Origin of the sequence: Vibrio penaeicida, from assembly GCF_019977755.1 — a bacterium.
Lineage (GTDB): Bacteria > Pseudomonadota > Gammaproteobacteria > Enterobacterales > Vibrionaceae > Vibrio > Vibrio penaeicida.
The window spans coordinates 1,676,627-1,701,313 of record NZ_AP025145.1; the positions used below are offsets into that span (position 1 = coordinate 1,676,627).

Sequence of the window (24,687 nt, forward strand, 5' to 3'; positions counted from 1 at the left end):
TATAACGCCCAATTAAACTGCCAAAAACGTACAAATGCCGCTTCTGCAAACTACCCTAAACACAAAACTCAACGCAAACTAAAAATGCCATGCGTTTTTGGTCTGTTTGAATTGTTTGTTAGGGTTCGAGGTTAATTGTCTACGTAGAAATGTTTTTCATGAGGTACTGAGCTCCCCCAGTTACAATGCCCTATGTTATCGGCAAGAATAAAAGTTACTTTTTTTCCACCCATAAAAGCGGCAATAGCTACAGAAGCATGAGCACGACCTGCTTCCGTGGTGAGATCTATATACACTCGTCTAGCGCAACTTGGTAGCCCTGACTTAGGTGCCCCGTCCATATGAACATGCAACACATTACCTTCTGGTGTTAATCGCGTGGGGACACCTGGTCCCATTGAAGCGGCATATGAAATGGCAGGAACACTACACGCCACCAAGACTATTGCTCGAAGTATACATTTAATCACAATAAGCTCCTTTTTTGATATTTTGACCCTAACACCCGCTTAAGCCGCTGCCAATGCACTACGAAAGTGAACGCATAACACCTTAATCACTAAAATCACCGCAAACCAAAAATGCCACGCGTTGGCAGTCCGCTTGAAGCGTTTGTTGTAGGGCAACAAGTAACAAGATCGCTTGGCAACGAAGCATTTAATCTGCATTTGATAAACGCCATCCTAACCAACAAATCCTTCTGCAACCAGACCACAGAACTTATAACACCAACCCTGTCGAGAATTTAAGAAAACGACCCGAGAGTAAGGCTTCAAAATTCGGTGAACCAGAATGATTTTGAAAAACCTACATCGACTTGGCTTGCGATGGCTTTACCACCTTGACTCTGGCTGAGAAATCGAATTCAGAAACACCAAAGCCAGCAACTTTCAAGAACCTTACAACCGTTGAATTATTAAAGCGCTATAACGCCCAGTTAAGTAGCCAAAAACGTACAAATGCGGTTTCTGCAAGCTACCCTAAACACAAAACTCACCGCAAACTAAAAATGCCACGCGTTTTTGGTCTGCTTGAACTGTTTGTTAGAGCGATACAAACAAAAAACTCACTTGGCAATGAAGCACTTAGCTTGCATTCAATGAACAGTATCTTAGCCAACAAAACCTTCTGCAACCAGACCACAAAACCCAAAACACCGATTCAGTCGAGAATTTAGGGAAACGAGCCGAGAGCAAAGCTTCAAAATTCAACGAACCGAATTGATTTTGAAAGCTTACAGCAACTTGGATTTCGACGACTTTTCCACCTTGATGCTGGTTGAGGAATCAAATTCTAAAACACTGAAGCCAGCAATTTTCGAGAGCCTTACAACTCTTTAATTATCAAAGCGCTATAACGCCAGCTTAAACCGCAGACAACGCACTAAACAAGCCACTGCATGACGCCTTAAACACTAAAACCCCTGCAAACCAAAAGTGCCACGCGTTGTTTGTCGGTTTGAAGCTTTTGTTATGTGCGTAGCTTATTAGATACTGAATACATAGTTTGGATACTCATCATTAAGTGCTTCCACTACCTCAAACCAAGCACTTTTATGGAGTAATTTAGGGGGAATAGCTTCTGGAGTTAAAGACCAACTCTGTAAGTTAAAACCCCAAGATACCCCTCCCACTGGATAGAACACCCCTTCAATTTCAGATAGTCCAAACAATTTTCCATTCCAAGTTAATGTTATATGAGGAGCCGAAGTCCAACCAGGATTGTCTCGAAAAACCTCCCCCACACTATAAAATGGATTACTGCTATCACGTTTCTCTTGGCTGACAACATCAACAAAAACCCAGTTTGGTCCAAAGTTACCTAAGGACGCATGTTTACCAGAAAACTGTACATCACCCGATGTTTCCACAATATGTAGCCAGTGTGTAACTTTTGAGAAAGAAACCTCAATTGATGGGAACTTTGGAGCAAAGCAATGAGTATTACCTGAAGCGACAAACCGGATATCAAAAATCTCAGTTTGATTCCACAGGTCAATACTGTATTTTTTTATCGTGGAATCATTCAAGCATGAATAATAGCTACCATTTTCAATATTTGTTGAGAGATATGAGTTCCGATAGACACCGAACGACAGGTAGGCACTAAGAGCAACTATGAGTATGAGCAACAAACAAAAAATATATTTTTTCATACCTTCTAAATTCACCTCCATCGACAGCACATAACGCCAGCTTAAACCGCAGACAACGCACAAAACAAGCCGTTGCATTACGCCTTAAACACCTAAATCACCGCAAACCAAAAATGCCACGCGTTGTTTGTCGGCTTGAAGCTTTTGTATGGATAATCTTTCCTGAATTCGGGTAATGTGAGACCCAGGCTTTAGCTGCAACTAAAGCTTTCTATGGGGTAGTTCGATTGAAGCTAGGCTCCTCTGTCGAGAGACCGATAACAAACATGAACACCCCATAGGACTCCAAGCACAAACCTCGGATAGTCGACTGGGTCTCGAACCCGCATTTCGCAAGCAAGAGTTAGCTTATTATGAATACCAATACACTTCAAAACATTAATATCGGCGTTGATACTGGCAAGACGCAACTCGATATTTTTATACGACCACTTAATCTCTTTTTCGCTGTGTCAAACGACGACAAAGGCATCAAAGACGCCATCAAAACGATAAAAAAACATTCACCTGAACGTATCGTCATTGAAGCAACCGGACGACTAGAAATGCCTTTTGTCCTAGCATGTGCCGAAGCTCAATTACCGATTGTCCGCGCCAACCCTATTCACGTTAAACGCTTCGCTGGAGCCATTGGTCGAAGAGCTAAAAACGACCGATTAGATGCTGAGCTTATCGCTTATTACGCAGAAGCTATCATACTCGAAATCTCCATCATAAAGGCAGAAAACATTCGACTGATGAGTGACTTAGTCATACGTCGCAATCAGCTACTCTCTATGCAAACAATGGAGAAGAATCGAATTCAGGTATTGCCCAAATCTCTACATTCGACCATCAAGCCAGTGCTGACTGCCATGAAAAAACAGATTTCAAACATCGAGGATAAGCTGGTTAAACTCATCGAATCGTGTCCAGACTATCAGACCAAAAACGACATCCTGCAAAGTGTTCCTGGTATTGGAAACATTGCCGCTGCATCCATCATCAGCAACGTTCCCGAGCTGGGTTACATCACCAACAAACAAGCCGCTTCACTCATTGGTGTTGCACCCATTACTCGAGAAAGTGGGCGCTACAAAGGCAAGCGAGTGATTCAAGGAGGAAGAGCGCAAGTTCGAACTGTTCTGTATATGGCGATGATGTCTGCTATGCAGTGTAACCCTGTTTTCAAAGCGACTTATACCCGCCTCGTTCAATCAGGAAAACCAAAGAAAGTCGCTATCATCGCCTGCGTTCGTAAGATGGTTGTCATCTTAAACTCAATGCTAAGAGATGGCGCCATGTGGGATGAAAATATATCTAAAAATTAACTATTGACGCCATAGTCGTTTGTTATGTGTTTACTGGCTCGATGATTTCTTCGTACATCAATTGCCCAGAGTCAATTTTACTGAAATCAATTTCAATTACTGACTCATGCCCTGAAAAGTCTACAAACTTAAAACTAACCGCATTTACCAATTCTTTAGTTGCTCTATCAACAACGAATGGCATATAGACATGTTGCGCCGTATCTTTTTGAAATACACAAACGTTAGGAAACAGCAGCTCTCTTGGTGGTGAAATTCTGTGAGCAACACCATTAAAGTTGCTATTTATGTTTCTTGGTACAAAAATCTTACCCGTAAGATGTGCACCATCCTTATATTTAACTGAAATAATTACGTCTTTGGGGTGAAAATTACTACCAAGCGAGGAAATACTCAATTTATACAAATAGAAAACGCCTGCCGACACCACTTGCCCTGTTTGATTGTCGGTCATTGTCATATCATCAATGCTTATGCATGAAATAACTTTTCCGACCAATTTCGACTTTTTCATTTTTTCGTACACATATGGTGCAAGCCATGCCGATGCACCAATTATGCTTACTACCAATGTTAAAGTTTCTTTGTCCACACATACTCCTAGTTTGAAAAAACTCATAACGCCCGATTAAGCCGCTGCCAACGCAATACAACGGTTACCGCATTGCGCCTTAAACACTATTATTACTGCAAACCAAAAATGCCACGCGTTGGCGGTCGGCTTGAAGCGTTTGTTATGTACGGTCTATAGAGCATCGCTAAACAGTTTTACCATAAGTTCACTATGTTTCCCTAGTAACCCTTTGGTTTTCAGAGCCATGGCTTCATTCACAGTCATATTCCCGTTTTCAATTTCACTGACAGCATAATGAAGTGCTTGAGCATCATGTATGCAATTTTTAGAGATAAACTCCTTGAGTGACTCGCTAGCCCTAAACCATTCTCCGTGTAGCCGATATTCTTGAAATTGAGTATGGATATCATTTTCTGATAGCTCACCCAAATAACCTCCCAAGAAATTGAGTTTGTCTGGAGAGCCTGTTTGTAATTGTTTTAGCCTTTGTTCAATCAAAGTCATTGTTTTTCCGATCTTTATTAGACCAGTACACTCTCCTTGAATGAAATACACAAATGGATTACTAAACATATATAGCTCCCGATTTCCACACAGTACATAACGCCCTGTTAAGGTGTGAGCAACGCAATACTGAAGTTCCCGCATACCACCTTAAACACAAATCGCAACGCATAGCAAAAATGCCAAGCGTTGCGAATCACTCTTAAACAGATTGTTATACCCGTACTGTGTTAACTGTACACACCCCAATCACGAGGAACAAGCCAGTTAGTTTGCCATGTAACAAACTCACTTGGACAGAACTCGTCGTTTAGAAATTCCATCGTTACGACTTGACCTGGTAACAAAGATAAAACGTGATTTTTCTGATCACTTTCGTAATCCCAGAGGTGGAAACGATCGTCTTTATTGTGTGCTCTTCTACTTGGTCCGAAGTCCATAGGAGCACAAAGTCGAGTTAACTGACGACCATCCTCTTTAGAGAAAAATGTAAGGTTAATTTTAGTCTTGGCATGAATTGAATCAATAAATTGAGCTTTCTGCATAGTTTACTCCTTATATGCAACTTGAAACCCAATATAACCACACTATTTGCATTGATAATGTGCAATTTCTCAAATTTATCGGATAGGGTATAACGTCCAGTTAAGTAGCCAAAAACGTACAAATGCGGTTTCTGCAAACTACCTTAAACACAAAACTCAACGCAAGCTAAAAATGCCACGCGTTTTTGGTCTGCTTGAACTGTTTGTTGTAGCGCAACGAACAACAAACTTACTTGGCAATGACGCACTTAACTTGCATTCAATGAACTGAATCTTAGCCAACAAAACCTTCTGCAACCAGACCACAAAACCCAAAACACCGAATCAGTCGAGAATTTAGGAAAACGCGCCAAGAGCAAAACTTCAAAACCCAACGAACCAAATTGCTTTTGAAAGCATACAGCGACTTGGTTTGCGAGGATTTACCACCTTGATTCAGGCTAAGAAATCGAACTCAAAAACACTGAAGTCAGCTACTTTCGAGAACCTTACAATCTTTAAATTATCAAAGCGCTATAACGCCCAATTAAGGTGTGAAGCACGCTACCACTGAACTTAATTTGACCACCGTAAACACTACGCTAAACCCAAACCAAAAATGCCAAGCGTGCTGAATCACTCTTAAATTGTTTGTTATACAAATTCTACTATTGATCGTATGTATTAATATCGACGGCTTGCTCTGTACCTAGCATTTCCTTATTTAGATTCTCTTTTCTGTTGTTAAGGCGATGAAAGAGCCCTCCAAATACGAATGCAACTACAGCTAATATTATTGTCACACCAATTGCCCCATTATTTACTTCTGTGGCAAAAAACAGGTTACCAAGGACTCCAAGAAAAGCACCGAGAAAAACAGAGCAAAGTGTCAGCAATATATTGATATCATTATTATATTCTGACAAACGATTTAATGAGTCAGCAGAAACCAGCTGAACCTCCATATCTTTTGGTGCTGGCATTTTGATAGGTGCCGCCAATTTACGACTCTGTTGCGCGATTTCATCTATAGCTTTACGCAAATCTTCTTTGTCTACACCATTGTTAGTAGGTGTATCGTTATCTAGTCGTCGCCCCAAGTCCTCAATTTTTTGCTCGAGTTTCATCAGCCCATCAGTATTATCGCTCTCAATGACAGCTCGAAGCCTCTTTGAACTTAAACCATTAACTCTGTTTTCATATATTAATCTAAATTTATAGTTTTCATCTTCTGTAAGTGAGGGTTCAAAGCCGAAATCAGTCAGAATTCCTGTTATCTTTGGCTGATTAAGTCGAGCCCCTTCTTCACTCATTTCGAGAAGCAGCTTAAGTAACGAATCTCTATCAATATCTTCTAACGTATTTTGAGCGATAAGTCTTGTTTCTAAAAATTCCTCCAGGGAGAATCGCTTATTTCTAACCTTGTTTTCTAAGGCGATATATTTGTTACTAGCCAATTTTTTCTCCTATTTGTATAACGCCCAGTTAAGTAGCCAAAAACGTACAAATGTTGTTTCTGCAAACTACCTTAATCACCAAACTAACCGCAAACTAAAAGTGCCACGCGTTTTTGGTCTGCTTGAACTGTTTGTTGTAGCGATACAAGCAAACAGACTTCACTTGGTAATGAAGCACTTAGCTTGCATTCAATGAACGGCATCTTAGCCAACAAAATCCTCTGCAACCAGACCACAAAACCTAAAACACCGATCCAGTCGAAAATTTAGAAATACGAACCAAGAGCAAAGCTTCAAAATTCACTGAACCTAATTAATTTTGAAAGCTTGTAACGACTTGGTTTGCTGAGAATTTCCCACTTTGATTCAGGTTAAGGAATCGAACTCAAAAACACTGAAGCCAGCAACTTTCGAATTCCTTACAAACCTAGAATTATCAAAGCGCTATAACAACTTATTAGACCGATACAATCCGTCTATCTCTGTAGCTTGTATCCACCTAACATGCTTACGCTATTTTCTTAAACTATTTTAAATTCATGCGATTATGCCACGAAATTGATTTCATAGGGTTGTGAAGTCTGGAAAATGTCGAGCTAAAACGCGATTGTACAAAAAAGTATCAGATTGGTTGTATGTACAGTAAGAAATGAGCGTGTATCACAATCGTGAAATATACACTGGCTAAGGCATAAAAAGCTGCCTGCCTTGGGGGAGACAGACAGAAATGTAGTGCTCGGTTAAGGGTATCTGCTTTTATTGTTCGCGCCAGTTTCCATTCGGGACTCTAAGCTTCTTATAGTCTGAAATTATTAGTATTTTCCTGAAAGCAGTGACCCAAAATCAGGAACGTGGGTGTCAATGCCTAGCTCTTTCATCATTTTGTATGCCGTAGCAACGGATGACGAAATAACAGGGATACCAATACGATCTTCGATAGGCTGTATCGAAGGCAAGGAAGGCATCTGTACACATGCAGATGCCACCAGCACGTCCACCCCTGAAGTTTGCAGCTTCTTGGTTATCTCAATAGGGGCTCTCGGATTTTGTGTGCCTACCTCTAAGTTATTTGATATCTCCAATGAAAGGCTATCAACTACTTCAATCCCCTCATTTTCAATGTAATCAATCACAAGCGCGGTGAGCGGCTTCATGTATGGTGCCAACAGCGATATTCTTTTAGCGCCTAACGCATGAAGCCCTTCAACCAATGCGCCAGCGCTCGTTACTACAGGGCAGCTAGCCCCATTTTGTGTCGCCACATCACACAAGCGTTTTTCCGATTCGCGGTGGTACCCTCGCCCCATACTCATTATCGCGACCAAACAGGCATACCCCATCACATCCACATGCGCATCGGATAATTCCAACGCGCACCGCAAGCTGTCGCTGTCCATTTTTTCCAGTTCAGATTTAGTGACGTTCTTCATTCGCATTCGCGAAGAATGAAACGTAAATCGTTCAGGGTGAACACTTTCTCGCGCTCGGAAAATCGCGGGTACTTCCGTTTCCATTGTAATGTTGGAAGACGGAACAATTTGACCAATACGAAAACGTTGTTTTGTCGTCATAAGTCGCGCTCCTTAGCTTCATAGGTTTTATCTATGTTTGTCTCTGCGAAATTATCCGAGGTGATATTTTCCGAGACTAGTGCATCACCATCGTGAAAATGGGCAGGCTGAATCGGATTGCGATTCACATGAAGTTGGAACACATCGAATCGGTTGTAGTGCCCCGTTATGTCATGCATCTGCCTTGGTTGAATACATTTGTTTAGATCAATCTCCGCATAAACAATACCTTCTTCATCAATGAGAGGTTCACCTATTACACGCCCGTCGGGGCCAATAAACCCAGTGAACGCACTGCTTTTTCGCTTCAAGAGCGCTTCAGATTCTGGATGCGACTCTTTAAATGTGTCGATGATTTCCTGCGAAACGGTCGAGCAAGACACCGCCGTAAACACCTTACCTTCAAACGAGTGCGCAGAAGATCGGAGCTTTATGGCTTCTGCCATATTGTAATCTGGCGGTGCGACGGGCAATGAAATGTAGTTTGCGACATGCATCAGCTCCCCTTGAGCAAGCAAAGAGAAGCGAGCCAGAGTATTGGTATTCTCACCACAAGCTAACGCCCCAAGCGGACCAACCGACGTTTCATGTACTTTCAGTTGTGAACCGTCTCCCGGTGCCCAAGTGAGCTTTTCCGCCCACGTTGGCACGAGCTTTCGGTGCTTCCCTATTATCTCGCCCTCATCGCTGATGATCACAATCGTGTTATAAAGCGTCCCAACGCCCACCGAACTTCGCTCGTTCACACCAATCACTACATTCGCCTTAAAACGAGCGGCTTGCTGAGCAATTTTCTCGATTTCCGGACCAGGGATCTCAATTGCACACTTACACAGCTTTTCAAACCATGGGCTGCCTTCTGGTGGTGTCATGATCCAGTTCCAATAGGGGTAACCAGGAATGAAGACTTCAGGAAACGCAATCAATGTCGCGCCCTCTAGCGCCGCCTCTTCAATAAGATCGCATGCTTTATCAACGGTCGCGTCTGTATCGAGGAAAACAGGCGCAGCTTGAATGGCAGCAGCTTTAAATACATTCAGTTCTAATGCTGGCATAACGCCCCCTTACTTTGCCGCGACAACGGAATGTCTGAGGCTGCCCACGTACTCAAGCTCGGCCTCAATCACATCACCAGGCCAAACCCACTCTTGAGGTTCGCGCCCTGCCCCTACGCCTTCAGGCGTTCCCGTCGCGATAATATCGCCGGGTTCGAGCGTGATCCCTTTGCTGATGTCGTTGATGAGTTCGTTCACTTTAAAAAGCATATGACGAGTATTCGAATCTTGTTTCGTCTCACCATTCACCTTTAAACTCAAATTCAAATCCTGCGGATCAGGGATTTCATCTGCCGTCACAATGCACGGACCAAAGGGTGCGAACGTGTCTTGCCCTTTTGAATAAATCCATTGACCCGCACGGCGGCAATCCCGAGCACTCATATCGATAAGCAAGCTGTAACCAAACACGTAATCCAGCGCAGACTCTTTCGACACCCCTTTGGCTTTGGTGCCCATAACAACCGCCAGTTCGACTTCCCAATCCAATTGTTGGGTGATCTCGGCATTGTGCTCAATCACATCATTCGGTCCTATCACCGTCGTGGGCGGTTTAGAGAAAATCACAGGCTCTTTCGGCAATGCTTTATCGGTATCCAAAGTGCGGCTCGATTCAGCAACATGCTCAACGTAGTTCAAACCGATTCCAAAAATGTTCTTCTTAGGACGGGGGATCGGGGCCAGTAATAACGCATTAGCAAGTGGAGTACAGCAATCTGCTGGCCAGTTTTTATCGTGGTTTTCGAGCAATTCCGTTGCAACGCGAACGGCATTCGGTCCCAGCTCGATAAAAGACTGCATGCAACTGGGTAGATCAATATTGTTATGGCTCGCGAGAATGGCAAGATCAATCACTTGGTTATCGACCAATGCCCCCAAACGCGATTCCGATTGAATGTGTGGGCGAAAAGTAACAAGACGCATAATAAATTCCTTTTTCGAGTGAATACTAGTGTGAATATTCTTTTTGTTAGGGCTGTTTAAACTAGCGGTTTGGCATCGCTTGATGCCCATCGTTTTCTGCTAGTGCTTCCTCTCGATACAAACCCAGAGCTTCAATGGTGGGCAAATCGCTGAAGCAAAACAGGCACGCATCTTCCGTATCAGAGGCGTTCACGTGTTCATGAAATGCCCAAGAAGGCACGCAGAAAATGTCTCTCTCCTTCCAATCAAAACGTTTGCCGTTAATGATGGAATGACCTTTTCCTTTTGCAACATGGTAGATAAAGCTGCCTGTGTGGCGGTGCGCTTTGCCCTTAAAACCGGGTCGTAACATTTGCATGCTCGCGCCCATGGTTTTCATCACATGCCCCCCTGTAACGGGGTTGGTGTAATGCATCAAGATATCGTCGTAGGGGTTACCATCGGACACTGCCGCCATCTTCGTTAGCGCGTCGTAGGTGGGTTCCCATTGGTATTTAAATAATGGGGAATAGGGCTTATCCCAATACACATTTTGAGGACGTAACGCTCGCCCAGCCCAAAGCCCGATGGAATTATCGACGGGCTGAGTAATTGCCTGATTTAAGTCTGGGTGAACCTCGTAAAAACCCGCTTCGAACGCGTTAACCAAAGGAATGTCGAGCCCATCTTGCCAAATACACGGCGTACCACCTTCTTCAACCCCGTGTTCGTGCCATGTTCCGTTGGGGGTGAGTACAAAGTCGTTAGCGCCGAGAGGCATTTTTTGCCCGTCTACAATGGTGTAAGCGCCACTGCCTTCCATAATAAACCTGAGAGCAGAAGAAGAATGCGCATGCGCACTGGCTGCCTCGCCGGGGAACATCACTTGTAACCCTGAATACAACCACCCCACCGCGGCAGCAACGTCTTGACGACCAGGGTTATTCAGGTAAACAACGCGCCTCCCTGCTTGCTCAGGTGTCACCAATTCTGCCGACTTAAGCACTTTACTGCGAAGATCTTCGTAACGCCACAACACAGGTTCAGACTCCGATTTTGGCTCCCAAGGTTCTATTTTGTTCGCCACCGTCCAAAGTGCGCCCGTATTAAGCGTTTTAAGATCTTTGTAGTAAGAAACCAATTCAGGGGTATCGGCCACATTGGCTCGACCGATCACGTCTTCAATATAATCATCGTAATTTTCGGTAGACATGGTGTTTCTCCTTTAAAGGGATAACGTTTTCGCGTTAAGTAACGTTTATTTGTTGGATCGTTCCGTTTCAAGCACTCCGCGATCTTTAGGTAAAGCCGCTATGTAGGGGCGAGGCAGTGGCAAAGGCCAATCCATACGGTTGCACTCTTCTATTAACCAATTTGGGTTGAGCATGAAAGGACGCGCTAACGCACACAAATCGGCCCGCCCCGCTGCGATAATGCTATTTACTTGGTCCGCGTCTGTAATGTTGCCGACCGCGATGGTGGGTACGTCGCCTTCATTGCGGATACGATCCGACATTGGGGTTTGATACATGCGCCCGTACACGGGCTTTTGTTCCGGTGTCACTTCACCAGTCGAGACGACGATCATGTCGGCACCGGCTTGTTTAAAGAGACGGGATATTTCTATCGCTTCATCGACTGTGGTGCCATTTTCCACCCAATCGGTTGCAGAGATACGAACGGAAATCGGTTTGTCTTCTGGCCATGCTTCGCGAACGGCAGCAAACACTTCAATAGGGAACCGGACTCGGTTCGCCAATGACCCTCCGTATCGATCCTCACGCTGATTGGTTATGGGCGAAATAAAGCTCGACAGCAGGTACCCTTGGCTTGCTTGAAGCTCTAACCAATCAAACCCAGCTTCATCGGCTCTTTTGGTGGCGTCCACAAAGTCTTGAATCATGTTAACCATGTCTTCGCCTGTCATTTCTCTCGGCACGGGGCTAACGTTGGGTAAGTAAGGAATAGGAGAAGCAGACACCGTCATCCAGTTACCTTCTTTTAGCGGGTGATCCGGTTTTTCCCAGCCGAGTTGAGTGGAACCGCGACGCCCTGCATGCCCTAATTGAATCCCAATGCGTGCCGAGCTGTTTTCGTGAACGTAGGCGGTAATGTCTGCCCACTTGCGCTGTTGTTCTTCATTCCAAATCCCAGTACAGCCCTCTGTAACGCGTCCATTTTTCGACACCGACACCATCTCGGTCATAACAAGCCCTGCACCACCTAGAGCACGAGCCCCCAAATGCACCGTATGCATATCTGATGGCATACCATTGTTGGCGCTGTATAAAAGCGTTGGTGACACAACCACTCTGTTCGCTAATGTAACGCCTCGCACCTTATAGGGAGAAAGCAACGGCACGGCGCTTCCATTGCTAGACACCTCACTTTGAGCCTGTTGCAACCATTTTTCGTAGCGATTAATCCACGCAGGATCACGTAGACGGAGGTTTTCATGAGAGATCCGCTGTGAACGCGTCAGCAAAGAATACGCAAACTGCTGTGGCTCCATGTCTTCATAGCGTTCTACGTTTTCAAACCACTCCGTCGAGTTCCTCGCCGCGTTTTGGATCTTCATGACTTCTACGTTGCGGATTTTTTTGTAGTACTCCAAGCCCGATTTAATGTTCGATTGAGACTGCCTTAAACATTGAGTCAGCTCTATGGCATCTTCTAAGGCTAACTTGGTGCCAGAACCAATCGAGAAATGCGCGGTGTGCGCGGCATCGCCCATAAGAACCAGTGGTACGGTTTTCTGGGAATTTTCATCCGGTTTAATCCAATGCACCCAGTTCTCGCAAATCACCCGAGGGAATTGAATCCAAATGGCAGAACCGCGCAAATGGGAAGCATTGGATATCAGTTTGTGACCATCCAGCCATGGGGAAAACAACTGTTCACAAAATTCGATGCCTTCTTCTTGGCTCATCTTATCAATGCCGGCTTTGTGAAACGTTTCGTCGGTGGTTTCGACAATGAACGTCGACCGGCCTTCTTCAAACTGATAAGCATGAACTTGAAACCAACCGTACTTGGTGGGCATAAACAAAAAGGTAAACGCATCGAAGATCTTTTCGGTTCCTAGCCATACAAAGCGGCACTTTCTTACGTCGATGTCTGGCTTAAATTCCGATTCGTATTTAGTTCGAATCGCACTGTTAATGCCATCGGAAGCGATAACCAGATCCGCGTCGTATTCACGAGCGATGTCTTTTTCATTCTCTACATTGGTTTCAAAAACCAACTCGACCCCGACTTCTTCACAACGAGCTTGCAGAATATTGAGTAATCTTTTCCGCCCAATACCAATAAATCCATGCCCAGAACTGCGAATGGCTTCGCCTTTAAAATGGATATCAATATCGCCCCACTTGCTGAATTCAGATTCAATGGTTTTTGCAGAAACTAAATCGGCTTTTTGTAAGTTCTCTAGCGTCGCATCGGAAAACACGACGCCCCAGCCAAAGGTATCGTAGGGACGGTTCCGCTCTATCACTACAATCCGATTTTCGGGGTTTTCTAGCTTCATTAATAAGCCGAAATACAGCCCAGCGGGTCCCCCGCCAATGCAAACAATATTCATAGGGTGCTCCTTTGTTTTTGCGTCCCTTCATTGGAGGAAGAGAGTTCGTTAGTCGTAGTAGGCTCTTGAGTAGAAATCGCTTGAGGAGAAGGCGATTCAGAAGACCGCTCTTGGGCAGAAGCATTTAGAAAGTATTGAATAGCCACATTCAGCTCTTCAGGAATAGGAATCGAGCAGTGCGTTTCTAAAGAGGTCGTCACTAAGGTTTGTTGAACCTTCATTCTCGGATCGCCGTTCTGCCCGATACAGCGGTATTCAAGGGTGAACGATTTCGTTCCGAGGCGTACCACTTCGAGCTCTAGGTAAACGTCGTCTCCCATCTGGCTCACTGCGGTAAAATCTGCCTCTAAGTGGACAATAGGCATTCCGAATTTGGCGCGCCCAATGTAGCCAGCAAAACCACCTTCGAGTATGGAATCAACCCAGGCTTCTAGCAGGTCATTGAACATGACAAAGTACTGCGGATAGAACACGATACCTGCCGGATCGCAGTCCGAAAATCGTATTTTATAAGGTAAAGAAAACGAACGTTTCATTGTTCCTCCTAATTAATCTAATGAGTATTGGGCTTTAAGGGCGCTCAGTTTTGCGCCATGTTCATCGGCTAGTGCCGCTTCCCTGAGCTCTCTCAAAAGGTCAGGTGTTATTTGCTTCGGGTACTGCCGAGTAACAGACATAACCTGTCGGTAGTTATTCATCCCGCGCTTGTGGGTGTCTCCGTAACCCTTCACCAATCGCTGGCACAGCGCGATTTCTTGGGCTATCGCTGGGTTGGTTAATGCGGTGTGCTTGATACGTTCAATCCAGTCCAAAATGGCGGCTCGTTCGTTCTTGTAACGCAGAGTGATTCGGCGATATTTCTTCCAATTAGCCAGTAAAAACAGCAATAAAAAACCTGATAAAGAACTTGTTCTCACCACTCGCCCCTCTTGGGTCAGCTTTTTGACCAAGCCAGATAGTGCCTTCGAATGCTTTAACCAACGCCCTAAGGAAGCGGGCAGTGAATCGCATATTTCATCCAATCCGGGGTGCATGAACTCTTCGATTTGCAGCAGCTGAGTTTGGGCTGCCTCCACTTCTTCTCTTACCCGTTGAAAACGCGATGCACGCACTTTTAAATCCGCCACTCTCATTACGTCTTCATAGCTAAGCCAAAGCGCCAAATGTCTCGCCACAACCTCTAAAAGCTGTGGGTGCTCAGTCAGTGACATCTCATTCAATAGGTCGACGTATTCTTGCGCGTAGTGCAGATCTTGATAATCCAGTAAACGTTCAATGCCATTACTGATCGTCTCTTGGCACTCTTTCGGAAAGTCGTGGCTTAAGGGATGAAGTGAAAGACGTTGGAACGTTGGCTCGGGTTGAGACCTTTCGGTCGATCCATTCGATGTTAAAAGACAAGCCGCATTAAACGCATTCAGGCTTTCTTTTACGCCAATGCCGCCTTGTTTGATGGTGTGCTCAAACGCTTCTCTGGAAAAAGGCAACACACCTGATTCGCTCAACGCCCCAAACAACACAGAGCTGATCACGCTTTTGTTTTCTGCAGCCACTTTCGCCATATCGAATTTTATTAGGCGTTTAGAGGACTTTTCTGCGTGCGCAATCAAAGAGTGGCTGTCGACACGCCCATCGCCCATATCGGAACGCTCTTGATAGGAATACACACGATGTGTTGAAGAAATCAGCACTGTTTGTGACGCCGTGACTAAACCTCGCTGTATCGCACGCCCTGCTTCCATTAACTCCGACGTAAGTACGATGTCGACGTCTTCGGGAATGGGCATTAAAGCCAGTACAGGGACAGCGTTATGCTTTTCCGCAATGTCTCTAGAAAACAGCTCCACGTAGTAAATGGTTGAACCGGTTCGTTGGGCTACCCCAGGGACGGATGTCGTTTGGGCATAAAACCCATTCGCTTCGGCTAAATGTACGATCCAGTCGGCTAATACGCCTCCCCCTTCTCCGCCCATGGCAAGAATGGCAATTTTAATGGGTTTGTTCAGATTCATGTCTCCTCCTTACCCTTCTGCACGGCTAATTTGGCGCTCATAGATATCTTGAAGCCAGTGAATGATTTTGCTTTGAAAGCGCTGCCACAACGCTTCCAGTTTTTTAGGGTGCGTTATGATGCGTGCGCGATAAAATGACGGGCAAAGCACTGCAGCGTGGGAAACCTCGCCACATAAGCCGCACCCGACACAGCTGTTTAACACCGTGGCGACCGGGTCTTGCCTTAATGGGTCTGGGTTCGTTTTTATGGAAAGCGATGGGCAGCCGGAAAGGCGAATGCACGAGTGATCACCGGTGCAAGTATCCGAGTCAATCCCAAAGCGTTCGCGTGCATTTCTGACGCCATTGGCAATGTCTTTTCGAACTTGTCGCTTCACCCTTCTCTGCTTATTGAGCATGCACTCACTTTGGGCAACGATGACTTTGGGGCCTCCCTCTTTTGTTGTGAGCGCTTCGCGGAGGGTTTTCATCATGTTTTTTAGGTCATAAGTTCGCTCAACGGTTTTTATCCATTTCACGCCGACGCCTTTCGCCGCCTTCTCAATATCGTGCCCTGTACTTCGACTTTCGTTTTTGGCGACCGACGACAAAATGTCTTGCCCACCGGTTGCCGCCGTATATCGGTTGTCGACCACCAGCGTTACATGATCGCTTTTGTTAAACACGGCATTCGCGATACCGCTGGTTAATCCGTTGTGCCAAAAGCCACCATCCCCCATCACGGCTATCGCGCGCTTTTGCGATTCGGTGTGAAAAGCGGAAACGCCGGCACCGCCCAATCCATAACCCATCGTGGTATTACCAAGATTGAAAGGCGGTAAAATGGAAAATAAATGGCAGCCAATGTCGGCGCTCACGTGATGAGTTCCGATATCTTTTTCCAGCATTTTTAATGCCGTAAATACTGGACGTTCTGGGCACCCCGTACAAAAGCCAGGGGGACGAGGGTTAATCAGAGTGTTTAGCGGCTCTGGCTCGACTTCCTTTACTGGGCTTGGCTCACTAATTTCGACGACCGAGATATTGGAGCCGATGGATTTGCAATCGGTATTGTGTGAAATATCATACTGACCCAAAAACTGCGATATGCCTTTGATCAGCGTTTTGGCGTTGTACTCACCGGCTAAGGGCAACACGTCTTTACCGTGCAGTTCTGTGGTGATTTCTTTTTGCTTAAAAATGCTGGCAATATTCTGTTCAATGAAATTGGGTTGTCCCTGCTCGATAACCAGAACCGCATCCTTACTTTTGCAGAAGGATTCGAGCTCATCGTCCACCAGCGGATAGGTTACATTCAGCACGTATAAAGGGATGTCGGACTCACCATAAATATCGCTCACACCCAGTTTTTCGAGGGCTCGAATCACATTGTTGTAGCAACCGCCTTGGAGAATAATGCCGATGTTTTTTTCTTTGCCGAAAAAGAACTCGTTGAGATGGTTTTGCTGAATGTACTCCACAGCCGCGGGCCAACGCTTCGTGATCTTTTCTTCTTCGTGCAAAAAGCTCGCTGGAGGTAAGACAATTCTGTCGATGTCTCGATAGGGGTTTTCGATGGCGTCTTTAGGTGTGTATTTCGCACGAACGTTATCGGACGTTTCAAACTGACCGTGTAAGTGACAAGAACGAATGCCAATTTGCAGCATAACAGGAGTATTACTGGCTTCGGAAAGCTCGAATCCCGTTTTTACAGCATTCACAATAGCGGGAATATTGGGACGCGGATCCAACAACCAGATTTGCGATTTCATGGCAAAAGCGTGGCTTCGTTCCTGCATGATGGAAGACCCTTCGCCGTAGTCTTCCCCCACTATGATCAACGCCCCACCTTTGACACCACCCGAAGCCAAGTTGGCAAGTGCATCACTGGCAACGTTAGTACCCACTGTCGACTTAAACGTGATGGCACCGCGAAGGGGGTAATTAACCGACGCCGATAACGTTGCCGCAGCGGTGGCTTCACTTGCGCTGTTTTCAAATCTCACATCGTATTCCGACAGCACTTCTTGTGCATCGGCTAACACATCCAGTAAATGCGATATGGGCGAACCCTGATAACCCGCTACGTAATTCACACCCGATTCCAAAAGCGCTTTCGTCACGGCGAGTATCCCTTCGCCGCTAAACACTTCCCCTTCACCTAAACGAAGTTTGCTCATTTCGTTTACAAAAGATCGTTCAGCCATGTCTTCCTCTCACTTCCTTGTTGACTGCATTTTTCAACAGCGTTTTCTGCGTTGTGTGCGGTGCGATTGCAGCGTCATTACCGCAATATTGGCGACAGCACTTTCTGCGCGCGTTGCTGTATTTCTGCTTGCTGTGTCTTATTAGTACAAAGCACCAGAGGCTCAACATCAATCGATAAGAAGGGGTGAAAATCGCTTTCTCGCGAGTAGTGGATAGAGGGTGCAGAGACCGGATAACTTCTTCGTGTATAAGAAGAAATTAAGTTTGGATGTGCAGGCAAAATCGCGCTGTAAACGAAAAAATCACACCCTAACGAAACGATAGAAGCGTGATTTGATTGAGGGGAAAATCTCTATTTATCGAAGCAAGAAATCAAGACAAAGAAAAAATCAAGACGAAGAAAAAAAGCGTTTCTTGAGCAGTTGCCGTGCGACCAAATAGCCCGACGTGGCACCTAAGCCGGGGCCGGGGTGGGTGCTCGCACCAATATGCAGTACATTTTTCACCGATGTTTGGTGGCATTTTGCCGAGCCAGTAGGGGCAAACGGTCGCAACCAGAAAAACTGATCAGGGCTGCACACACCGGAATAAGGATCACCCCCCACTAAGTTGCAGTTTAACGATTCCAAATCCGCAGGGCTGTAGGATTTACGCCCCACAATCAATGACGAGAATCCCGGCATCACGTTTTCTAGTCGATCTTGTACACGCTGTGCAACCGCTTCACGAACCGCTTCTGTCCATTGCCCATCTTCGGGTATTGAAATTTGATCGAGTTCATCTCCTTTCAACTTAGACGGCAGTTCTTGCATCTGAACCCACAAGATCCAGCCTCCTTCCGGCGCTCGGCTTGGATCGACGGCTGTCGGCTGCCCAATTCCCAGTGTCGGTTTTGCCGGAATGATTCCATTGTTGGCTTGTGTGACTGACAAACACACTTGCTCCATGCTTTCGGTTAAATGGACAAGAGGCACGTTCAACAGTTCTGGCTCAGTCCATGGGGGCGGCGCACTAAGTGCAAAATGCACCTGCATGCCTCCGCGACCGAATTGATAGCCTTTTGCTCGCCTTCTCACCTCTAAAGGAGCCTGTTTTTTGTTCTTCAAAAATCGTCCGTAAAGCTGATCAGGAGCAACGTTGCACACCACATGCTCCTTCGCGGAATAGAGGGTCTGGTTTGCCACTACGCCCTTAGCTACCTCGGAGTCACCTTTAGCTGAAAACGCATTCTTCTTCGTTTGGGTGACCATTTCGTCCACGTTTGCATCATGGATAATGGTTCCACCATACTCTTCGATAACCTGTGTTAAAGCGCGAACGAGGTTATTACTGCCCCCTTTCACTACCGGCATTCCACCTGCGACGACCGCTGCGAACGTGAGCTTTCCAATCAGAGCCGAACTGGCTTCATCTGGTCCTAAACCCGTATGAAGAACCCAAGGCGCGATCAGCGCTCGGGTCTTGTCATGCTGAAATGTTCTAAGCGACCAGCGACGACAGCTTTCAAGGGAGTCCGACATAAAAGAAAGTAACCCGTTCGTTCCGCGCTTTCGCCATTCGCTAACAATCAAACGAATGAGGTTCCAACTGAACGGTTGGTTATTGAGTAAACCAAAGGTAAGAGAGGCATCCTTCCCAAACAGCGTTTCTGCGCTTGTCCCGAACGCGCTGCCATCTCCCGGACAACAAGCCTCTAACCTTTTCACCGTGTCTTCAATATCACTTTTAAGTGCCAAACCAGTGCCATCAGGAAAAACAATACCGGTTGAGTAGTCATTTTGAACAAACTCCACGCCTTTTCTATCGAGTGCCTCTTTAAGCTCACCGTATCCAGCCCCTCCAACAAATAAGGGATACCACATCGACATAATGTCGTGATGATAACCAGGAAAGAGTTCTTCAGTGCGAATACACCCTCCAGACACCGAGTTGCGCTCTAAGATCAACACGGATTTGCCGTTCATTGCGAGGATCGCGGCACACACTAAGGTGTTTATGCCGCTGCCAATAAAAATCACATCTGCATCAATACTGCTTTTTTTCATGCTACTGCCTCTTTGCCTAATCCTTTTTTTCAATGAACAGCTATACTCGTTCGCCGAATCGTTAAACCTTGCTTAACCGCCGACCAAGGCAAGAACACGGAGCGGGCTGCCCGACCCACCTTCTATTTTCAGTGGTGCAGCGACAATCAAAGCACCAGTGGCAGGGAGCTGGTCCAAATTTTTGAGGCACTGCAGCCCGTATTTATTGGCGCCATGCATTAGGGTGTGGCAAGGCAGTGGCGTCGGCCACATAAAGGATTGTCCTGCGTCAGTATTAATGGTTTCGACGCCAAAGCCCAGCACATTTCTTTCGTTGATCATCCACTCCACCGCATCTTGAGTCGGTCCTGGTGTGTGTGTGCCGTCTTCCTTCATGTTTAAGAAAGCAGTAGGGTCGTTCACTCGTTTCGACCAATCGGTTCGAAACAAAACCCACGCACCCTCTGGAATGGTGCCATGCTGGCTTTCCCACGATTCAAGAAAATCTACCGTAAGTAACCAATCGGGGTCGTCAGCGACCTCTTGACTGGCATCCACCACTACAGCAGGGGCGACAAAGTTATGAACGGGAATGGTATCGACCGAGTTTTTGGGGTGGTCTTTTCCGCTGATCCAGTGAACAGGGGCATCGAAGTGGGTGCCTGTATGTTCCCCACAACGAAAGTTATTCCAGTACCAGCCTGGGCCATTTTCATCGTATTGGGAAATCGTTTCTTTTTTAAATCCCCAAACCTGACCAAATTCTTCCGGTAACTGAAGGGCTGGGAATTCTTCATTCAATGTTTGGGTAAGGTCGATAACCTTAACTCCACCATTGCCCAAACTTTCTGATAGTGCATTTAGAATTGCGTCCGACATAGCTCTTTCCTTGTAATAGCAACCATGGGTTATGGTTATAGGATTTGAAAATGGCTTCTATCCGGATCAAGAAAACTGTATCCAATCGATGCACTAAACTATTCAAACTGAATACAAAAGAAAGGGAGATAAAAATAATAGGATGACGACAAGTAATATGAATAACTGCGCAGGTTCGCTTCTTGATGGGTATTAAATTACGGATTTATATAGCATTTCAAAACACCTTTTTGAGTTGCTTGTCAATTGATTTAGATTTGCGCTATGCTATTCATTCTCTCCTTTCGCACCAATATCACATCAAGTTGCACAGAACTCGCATTAATAGAAATCACCAATTGATTTTATAGAAGAAACCTATTTCCAATCATAAATGTAAAGACCCTATACTGCTTGTTGGCAGAAAAGAGCTTTGAATCTTGTATATAAAGGAAGCAAATATGCAGGTCGTCAAAAGCTTACTTATCGTCTCAATTGGGGTTGCGTCTAGTGCACATAGTACAACAATGACACGTGACAACGGCGCACCAGTTGGCGATAACCAAAACTCGATTACCGCGGGTCCTACAGGTAGTGTCTTACTTCAGGATGTGCATTTAATTCAGAAACTTCAACGGTTTGCTCGTGAGCGCATACCAGAAAGAGTCGTCCACGCCCGAGGGACAGGTGTGCATGGTGAGTTCGTGTCTAGTGGGGACTATACCGATCTCACTTTGGCTGCACCGTTCGCCCAAAAAGGGAAGAAAACGCCTGTTTTTGTGCGTTTCTCTACCGTTGTTCACTCAAAGGGTTCACCGGAAACATTAAGAGATCCTCGCGGATTCGCGACCAAGTTCTATACGGATCAAGGTAACTGGGATCTGGTTGGGAATAACCTTCCTGTGTTCTTTATTCGTGACGCCATTAAATTCCCGGATATGGTGCACTCTTTGAAACCATCACCTGTATCTAATGTGCAGGATCCGAATCGCTTTTTTGACTTTTTCAGCCATGAGCCAGGGTCTACCCATATGTTGTCTTGGGTTTATTCCAATATGGGTGTACCAGCAAGCTATCGAAAAATGGACGGTTTTGGCGTTCACGCATTTAAGTGGATCAATGCTGAAGGCGACGTTAATTACGTGAAATTCCAGTGGAAAAGCCAGCAAGGTACGCAGGGATTACGCCCGAAAGAAGTGGTTGAAATGCAAGGTAAAGATTTCAATCATTTAACCAATGATCTGTACAGTGAGATCAATAAGGGCAATTTCCCTAAGTGGGATTTGTACGTAAAAGTTCTAACGCCAGAAGCTTTGATGAAGCTGGATTACAACGGTTTGGATGCCACCAAAATGTGGCTCGATGTCGAAGATAAAAAAGTCGGCACCATGACGCTAAACCGAGTACCCGATAACTTCTTCCAAGAGACAGAACAGTCGGCGTTTGCGCCTTCTAACCTCATTCCTGGAATAGAACCTTCAGAAGATCGCTTATTGCAAGGTCGAGTTTTTTCGTATGCCGATACTCAGCTTTATCGCCTTGGAGCGAACCACTCGCAGTTTCATATAAACCGTGCCCGTGTAGATGTGCTTAACCACAATCAAGAAGGGGCATCGAACAACGGCAACACTAAGTCGGACATTAACTATCAGCCAAGTCGACAGTTAGCGCTGGCAGAAGATACTCAGTTCCGAGCCGTACAAACAGAGTTACAAGGGACGGTGCAACAAAAGGCCATCAGTAACCCACGTAACTTCTTCCAAGCTGGTGTGTTTTACCGAAACCTAACACCTCAGGAGCAAGAAGATTTGGTGACGAATCTAGCCGGCGACCTTGGTCGAGTGAGCGACGAGAAAACCAAACATATCATGCTCAGCCACTTCTATCGAGCAGATGAAAACTTCGGCATGGCGATCACCAGTGCTGTTAATGGTGACATCAACAAGGTGAAAAAGATCGCAAGCATGTAGCTGATTTGAAAATGAAATAAGTCCATCTAAGCCCCGTGCGCCACTTCCCCTGCTCTTTTCTGCCAATTAGAGTGGTGGCGTACGGGCACCTTAAACTTGGCTTGTTACAAAAAATTAAAAGTTACTAAGAACAGAAAGTCACTGAGATTAGGAGGTTGCTATGAAATCCCTACTTGTTCGAATCTTGCTTGTTAGTGCTATCTGGCTGCCATCACTTAGCTTTGCAACTCAAGCATCCCAACCCGATTCGCTGGAGAGTCAGCAAAAGTCGTTAATTCAATATTTCTTTGCCGCAGCTCGAACAGGAGAAGAAGAGGTCGTACGCACCTTTGTGAAATCAGGCTTCCCCATTAACCAAATCAACGCTCAAAGCTATACCGCACTTATGGTCGCCGCCTACCACGGGCAATCTGAAATCGTAAAAACATTGCTCCACTTCGGCGCAGATACTTGCATCCAAGACAAGCGCGGTAATACCGCTATCATGGGGGCTTTGATTAAGGGAGAGTTTTCTATCGCCACAACCTTGTATGGCTATGATTGCGACCCTACCTTAAGAAACAAAGCAGGCATGACACTAGAAGAGTTTGCAGAGTTTTGGGGGCAAAAAGACTTGTTAGTAAAGTAAGAAGCAGGTTGCGTGTTGCAGTTTGGAAGTAAAAGGTAGGTCTTGAGGGAAAAGGCTAGCTCGTCAGCGAACAAACCAGCCTTTAACCTCGCATGTGAACCATTGGGTTACCTAGAATTAGAGCTAGAAGCAAATATGCATTGCTGCTGATTGGCCAATTTCGCTTGATACATGGCGTTATCGGCAGCCTTTTTCACTTGCTCTAAATCCTGCCCATTTTCCGGCGCAATGGCTGCACCAATACTGACACCAACGTTATAATAATGACCATCGTACATGATTGGCTCACTCATCAACGTTTGGATTTTACTGGTTATTGTTTCTATATCTTCTTTTTCACGAACCTGCTCCAGCACCACAATAAACTCATCACCACCCACTCGGCTCGCAAACCCTTCATGTTTCACGACGGTTTTTAGCCGCTCTGCCGTCACTTTCAAGCAGTGATCTCCAGCATCGTGTCCATAGGTATCATTCACTTCTTTAAACTTATTTAAATCCAAAAACAGGAGACCAACGTGATACTGAGTATTTTTATTCCGCTTGAGAGCCTGATAAAAAAGATCTCGCATTAATTTAAACGTTGGTAGCTGAGTGAGGTCGTCGTGATTCGCTTGCCACTGAATGTAGTCTCTTTGAAGCTGCAGCTCGTGCATTAAACGTCGAGTGGCATCCCGATATTTATACAGCGAATAGCTGGTGATACTGAAAAACATCATCATGCAAATCACGTATCCAGCCCAATGTGCTGGGCTGTGAATCAGGTCGGCTACCAGTATTTTGGGCGTTAGGTAGTCCATGATAAAGGCAATTCCCACCAACACCGTAAAAATGGACACCGCCGCAATATAGCGATTTGTCCACGTTTGGCTAAAACACATTGAGACAACAAAGATAGACAAGGGAAAGAGTAGAATACTGCCAGCCATAGGCCCTATCGATATAAACCCTAAAGCAAAATTAATGAATAGGATCACCACTATAAAAATGGCTTTCTTATGCGTTCTGATTTTTTTGCGGCGAAACGTTATGAGTAATAGGCAACAAACCAAAAAAAAGTTGATGGCTAAAGTCAGGTTAAGCCCATAATTCCATGTACGTATCGCAAGAGCAGATAACCCAACGATACTGTACAAACTGCCTAACACGAGAATGAGATTAATCAGCTTCCTTCTCACCGACGCTTCTAAATGAGCGACTTTATTGTTCTTCAGGTACATCTTGATTCCCCACCAGATAAAGCAAAAAGCTTCTATAGTCTTAAGCAAAGTGTGGGTAATTTGGAATGGAGAACAGATTCAAAGCTGATATATTTTTCATAATTTCTCATTTATTAAGCAAATTAGAGACCTTGCATGAATTTTGTGTTGC

20 protein-coding genes are annotated in these 24,687 nt (G+C 45.4%); 3 read left to right on the forward strand and 17 right to left on the reverse strand.

All coding sequences use genetic code 11. The features are described 5' to 3' along the window. Positions 1-131: 131 nt before the first annotated feature. Positions 132-470, reverse strand: a complete 339-nt coding sequence (locus LDO37_RS25875) for a hypothetical protein (RefSeq protein ID WP_126606840.1) — start codon at positions 468-470, stop codon at positions 132-134. A 1,016-nt stretch (positions 471-1,486) separates the two neighbouring features. After that, the gene (locus LDO37_RS25880; protein ID WP_224055567.1) at positions 1,487-2,233 is read right to left on the reverse strand and encodes a hypothetical protein; all 747 of its coding nucleotides are present in this window, start codon (positions 2,231-2,233) and stop codon (positions 1,487-1,489) included. Between the two features lie 275 nt (positions 2,234-2,508). Between LDO37_RS25880 and LDO37_RS25885 the strand changes: the two genes are divergently transcribed. Beyond that, positions 2,509-3,465: an IS110 family RNA-guided transposase gene (locus tag LDO37_RS25885; protein WP_224056071.1), complete on the forward strand. Its 957-nt coding sequence runs from the start codon at positions 2,509-2,511 to the stop codon at positions 3,463-3,465. Positions 3,466-3,487: 22 nt separating this feature from the next. Here the strand turns inward: LDO37_RS25885 and LDO37_RS25890 are convergent, their stop codons facing one another. The 14 genes from LDO37_RS25890 to LDO37_RS25960 form a co-directional block, all read right to left on the reverse strand. Then, a complete protein-coding gene (locus LDO37_RS25890) occupies positions 3,488-4,057 on the reverse strand; it encodes a hypothetical protein (protein WP_126607347.1) in 570 nt (189 codons plus the stop codon). A gap of 153 nt (positions 4,058-4,210) precedes the next feature. Then, positions 4,211-4,612, reverse strand: coding sequence for a GIY-YIG nuclease family protein (locus tag LDO37_RS25895; protein WP_185829773.1), 402 nt, complete (start codon positions 4,610-4,612; stop codon positions 4,211-4,213). 161 nt (positions 4,613-4,773) lie between these two features. Next, positions 4,774-5,088 carry a hypothetical protein gene (locus LDO37_RS25905; protein WP_126607345.1) on the reverse strand — a complete coding sequence of 105 codons (315 nt, stop codon included), beginning with the start codon at positions 5,086-5,088 and terminating at the stop codon, positions 4,774-4,776. Between the two features lie 647 nt (positions 5,089-5,735). Further along, positions 5,736-6,524, reverse strand: a complete 789-nt coding sequence (locus LDO37_RS25910; RefSeq protein ID WP_224055618.1) for a hypothetical protein — start codon at positions 6,522-6,524, stop codon at positions 5,736-5,738. An 812-nt stretch (positions 6,525-7,336) separates the two neighbouring features. Next, positions 7,337-8,095: a maleate cis-trans isomerase family protein gene (locus LDO37_RS25915; protein WP_126609594.1), complete on the reverse strand. Its 759-nt coding sequence runs from the start codon at positions 8,093-8,095 to the stop codon at positions 7,337-7,339. After that, a complete protein-coding gene (locus LDO37_RS25920) occupies positions 8,092-9,150 on the reverse strand; it encodes a carbon-nitrogen hydrolase family protein (RefSeq protein ID WP_126609595.1) in 1,059 nt (352 codons plus the stop codon). Before LDO37_RS25920 ends, LDO37_RS25915 begins: the two co-directional genes overlap by 4 nt. Positions 9,151-9,159: 9 nt before the next feature. Continuing rightward, positions 9,160-10,074, reverse strand: coding sequence for a fumarylacetoacetate hydrolase family protein (locus tag LDO37_RS25925; RefSeq protein WP_126609596.1), 915 nt, complete (start codon positions 10,072-10,074; stop codon positions 9,160-9,162). Positions 10,075-10,135: 61 nt separating this feature from the next. Continuing rightward, positions 10,136-11,266, reverse strand: coding sequence for a cupin domain-containing protein (locus LDO37_RS25930; RefSeq protein ID WP_126609597.1), 1,131 nt, complete (start codon positions 11,264-11,266; stop codon positions 10,136-10,138). 45 nt (positions 11,267-11,311) lie between these two features. Beyond that, a complete protein-coding gene (locus LDO37_RS25935) occupies positions 11,312-13,636 on the reverse strand; it encodes a bifunctional salicylyl-CoA 5-hydroxylase/oxidoreductase (protein ID WP_126609598.1) in 2,325 nt (774 codons plus the stop codon). Further along, positions 13,633-14,172: an acyl-CoA thioesterase gene (locus tag LDO37_RS25940; RefSeq protein WP_126609599.1), complete on the reverse strand. Its 540-nt coding sequence runs from the start codon at positions 14,170-14,172 to the stop codon at positions 13,633-13,635. Before LDO37_RS25940 ends, LDO37_RS25935 begins: the two co-directional genes overlap by 4 nt. Positions 14,173-14,184: 12 nt before the next feature. Next, entirely contained in the window at positions 14,185-15,648 is a 1,464-nt protein-coding gene (locus LDO37_RS25945; protein ID WP_126609600.1) for an indolepyruvate oxidoreductase subunit beta family protein, read from the reverse strand. Between the two features lie 9 nt (positions 15,649-15,657). After that, positions 15,658-17,835, reverse strand: coding sequence for a thiamine pyrophosphate-dependent enzyme (locus LDO37_RS25950; protein ID WP_126609601.1), 2,178 nt, complete (start codon positions 17,833-17,835; stop codon positions 15,658-15,660). A 390-nt stretch (positions 17,836-18,225) separates the two neighbouring features. Then, positions 18,226-19,881: a phytoene desaturase family protein gene (locus tag LDO37_RS25955; protein WP_126609602.1), complete on the reverse strand. Its 1,656-nt coding sequence runs from the start codon at positions 19,879-19,881 to the stop codon at positions 18,226-18,228. A gap of 72 nt (positions 19,882-19,953) precedes the next feature. Next, positions 19,954-20,739, reverse strand: coding sequence for a cyclase family protein (locus LDO37_RS25960; protein ID WP_126609603.1), 786 nt, complete (start codon positions 20,737-20,739; stop codon positions 19,954-19,956). A 440-nt stretch (positions 20,740-21,179) separates the two neighbouring features. Here LDO37_RS25960 and LDO37_RS25965 point away from each other — a divergent pair, with 440 nt between their 5' ends. After that, entirely contained in the window at positions 21,180-22,688 is a 1,509-nt protein-coding gene (locus LDO37_RS25965) for a catalase (protein ID WP_126609604.1), read from the forward strand. 160 nt (positions 22,689-22,848) lie between these two features. Further along, entirely contained in the window at positions 22,849-23,316 is a 468-nt protein-coding gene (locus LDO37_RS25970; RefSeq protein WP_126609605.1) for an ankyrin repeat domain-containing protein, read from the forward strand. A gap of 107 nt (positions 23,317-23,423) precedes the next feature. On the opposite strand, the gene LDO37_RS25975 is transcribed toward LDO37_RS25970, so the two are convergent. After that, the gene (locus LDO37_RS25975) at positions 23,424-24,536 is read right to left on the reverse strand and encodes a GGDEF domain-containing protein (protein WP_126609606.1); all 1,113 of its coding nucleotides are present in this window, start codon (positions 24,534-24,536) and stop codon (positions 23,424-23,426) included. Positions 24,537-24,687: the final 151 nt, after the last annotated feature.

Excerpts from the sequence above, each read along its gene's own strand:
- LDO37_RS25960 (WP_126609603.1), bottom strand. The coding sequence starts at position 20,739 with ATGTCGGACGCAATTCTAAATGCACTATCAGAAAGTTTGGGCAATGGT.
- LDO37_RS25915 (WP_126609594.1), bottom strand. The coding sequence starts at position 8,095 with ATGACGACAAAACAACGTTTTCGTATTGGTCAAATTGTTCCGTCTTCC.
- LDO37_RS25885 (WP_224056071.1), top strand. The coding sequence starts at position 2,509 with ATGAATACCAATACACTTCAAAACATTAATATCGGCGTTGATACTGGC.
- LDO37_RS25975 (WP_126609606.1), bottom strand. The coding sequence starts at position 24,536 with ATGTACCTGAAGAACAATAAAGTCGCTCATTTAGAAGCGTCGGTGAGA.
- LDO37_RS25895 (WP_185829773.1), bottom strand. The coding sequence starts at position 4,612 with ATGTTTAGTAATCCATTTGTGTATTTCATTCAAGGAGAGTGTACTGGT.
- LDO37_RS25935 (WP_126609598.1), bottom strand. The coding sequence starts at position 13,636 with ATGAATATTGTTTGCATTGGCGGGGGACCCGCTGGGCTGTATTTCGGC.
- LDO37_RS25920 (WP_126609595.1), bottom strand. The coding sequence starts at position 9,150 with ATGCCAGCATTAGAACTGAATGTATTTAAAGCTGCTGCCATTCAAGCT.
- LDO37_RS25965 (WP_126609604.1), top strand. The coding sequence starts at position 21,180 with ATGCAGGTCGTCAAAAGCTTACTTATCGTCTCAATTGGGGTTGCGTCT.
- LDO37_RS25955 (WP_126609602.1), bottom strand. The coding sequence starts at position 19,881 with ATGAAAAAAAGCAGTATTGATGCAGATGTGATTTTTATTGGCAGCGGC.
- LDO37_RS25925 (WP_126609596.1), bottom strand. The coding sequence starts at position 10,074 with ATGCGTCTTGTTACTTTTCGCCCACACATTCAATCGGAATCGCGTTTG.
- LDO37_RS25940 (WP_126609599.1), bottom strand. The coding sequence starts at position 14,172 with ATGAAACGTTCGTTTTCTTTACCTTATAAAATACGATTTTCGGACTGC.
- LDO37_RS25880 (WP_224055567.1), bottom strand. The coding sequence starts at position 2,233 with ATGCAACGGCTTGTTTTGTGCGTTGTCTGCGGTTTAAGCTGGCGTTAT.
- LDO37_RS25950 (WP_126609601.1), bottom strand. The coding sequence starts at position 17,835 with ATGGCTGAACGATCTTTTGTAAACGAAATGAGCAAACTTCGTTTAGGT.
- LDO37_RS25930 (WP_126609597.1), bottom strand. The coding sequence starts at position 11,266 with ATGTCTACCGAAAATTACGATGATTATATTGAAGACGTGATCGGTCGA.
- LDO37_RS25945 (WP_126609600.1), bottom strand. The coding sequence starts at position 15,648 with ATGAATCTGAACAAACCCATTAAAATTGCCATTCTTGCCATGGGCGGA.
- LDO37_RS25970 (WP_126609605.1), top strand. The coding sequence starts at position 22,849 with ATGAAATCCCTACTTGTTCGAATCTTGCTTGTTAGTGCTATCTGGCTG.
- LDO37_RS25905 (WP_126607345.1), bottom strand. The coding sequence starts at position 5,088 with ATGCAGAAAGCTCAATTTATTGATTCAATTCATGCCAAGACTAAAATT.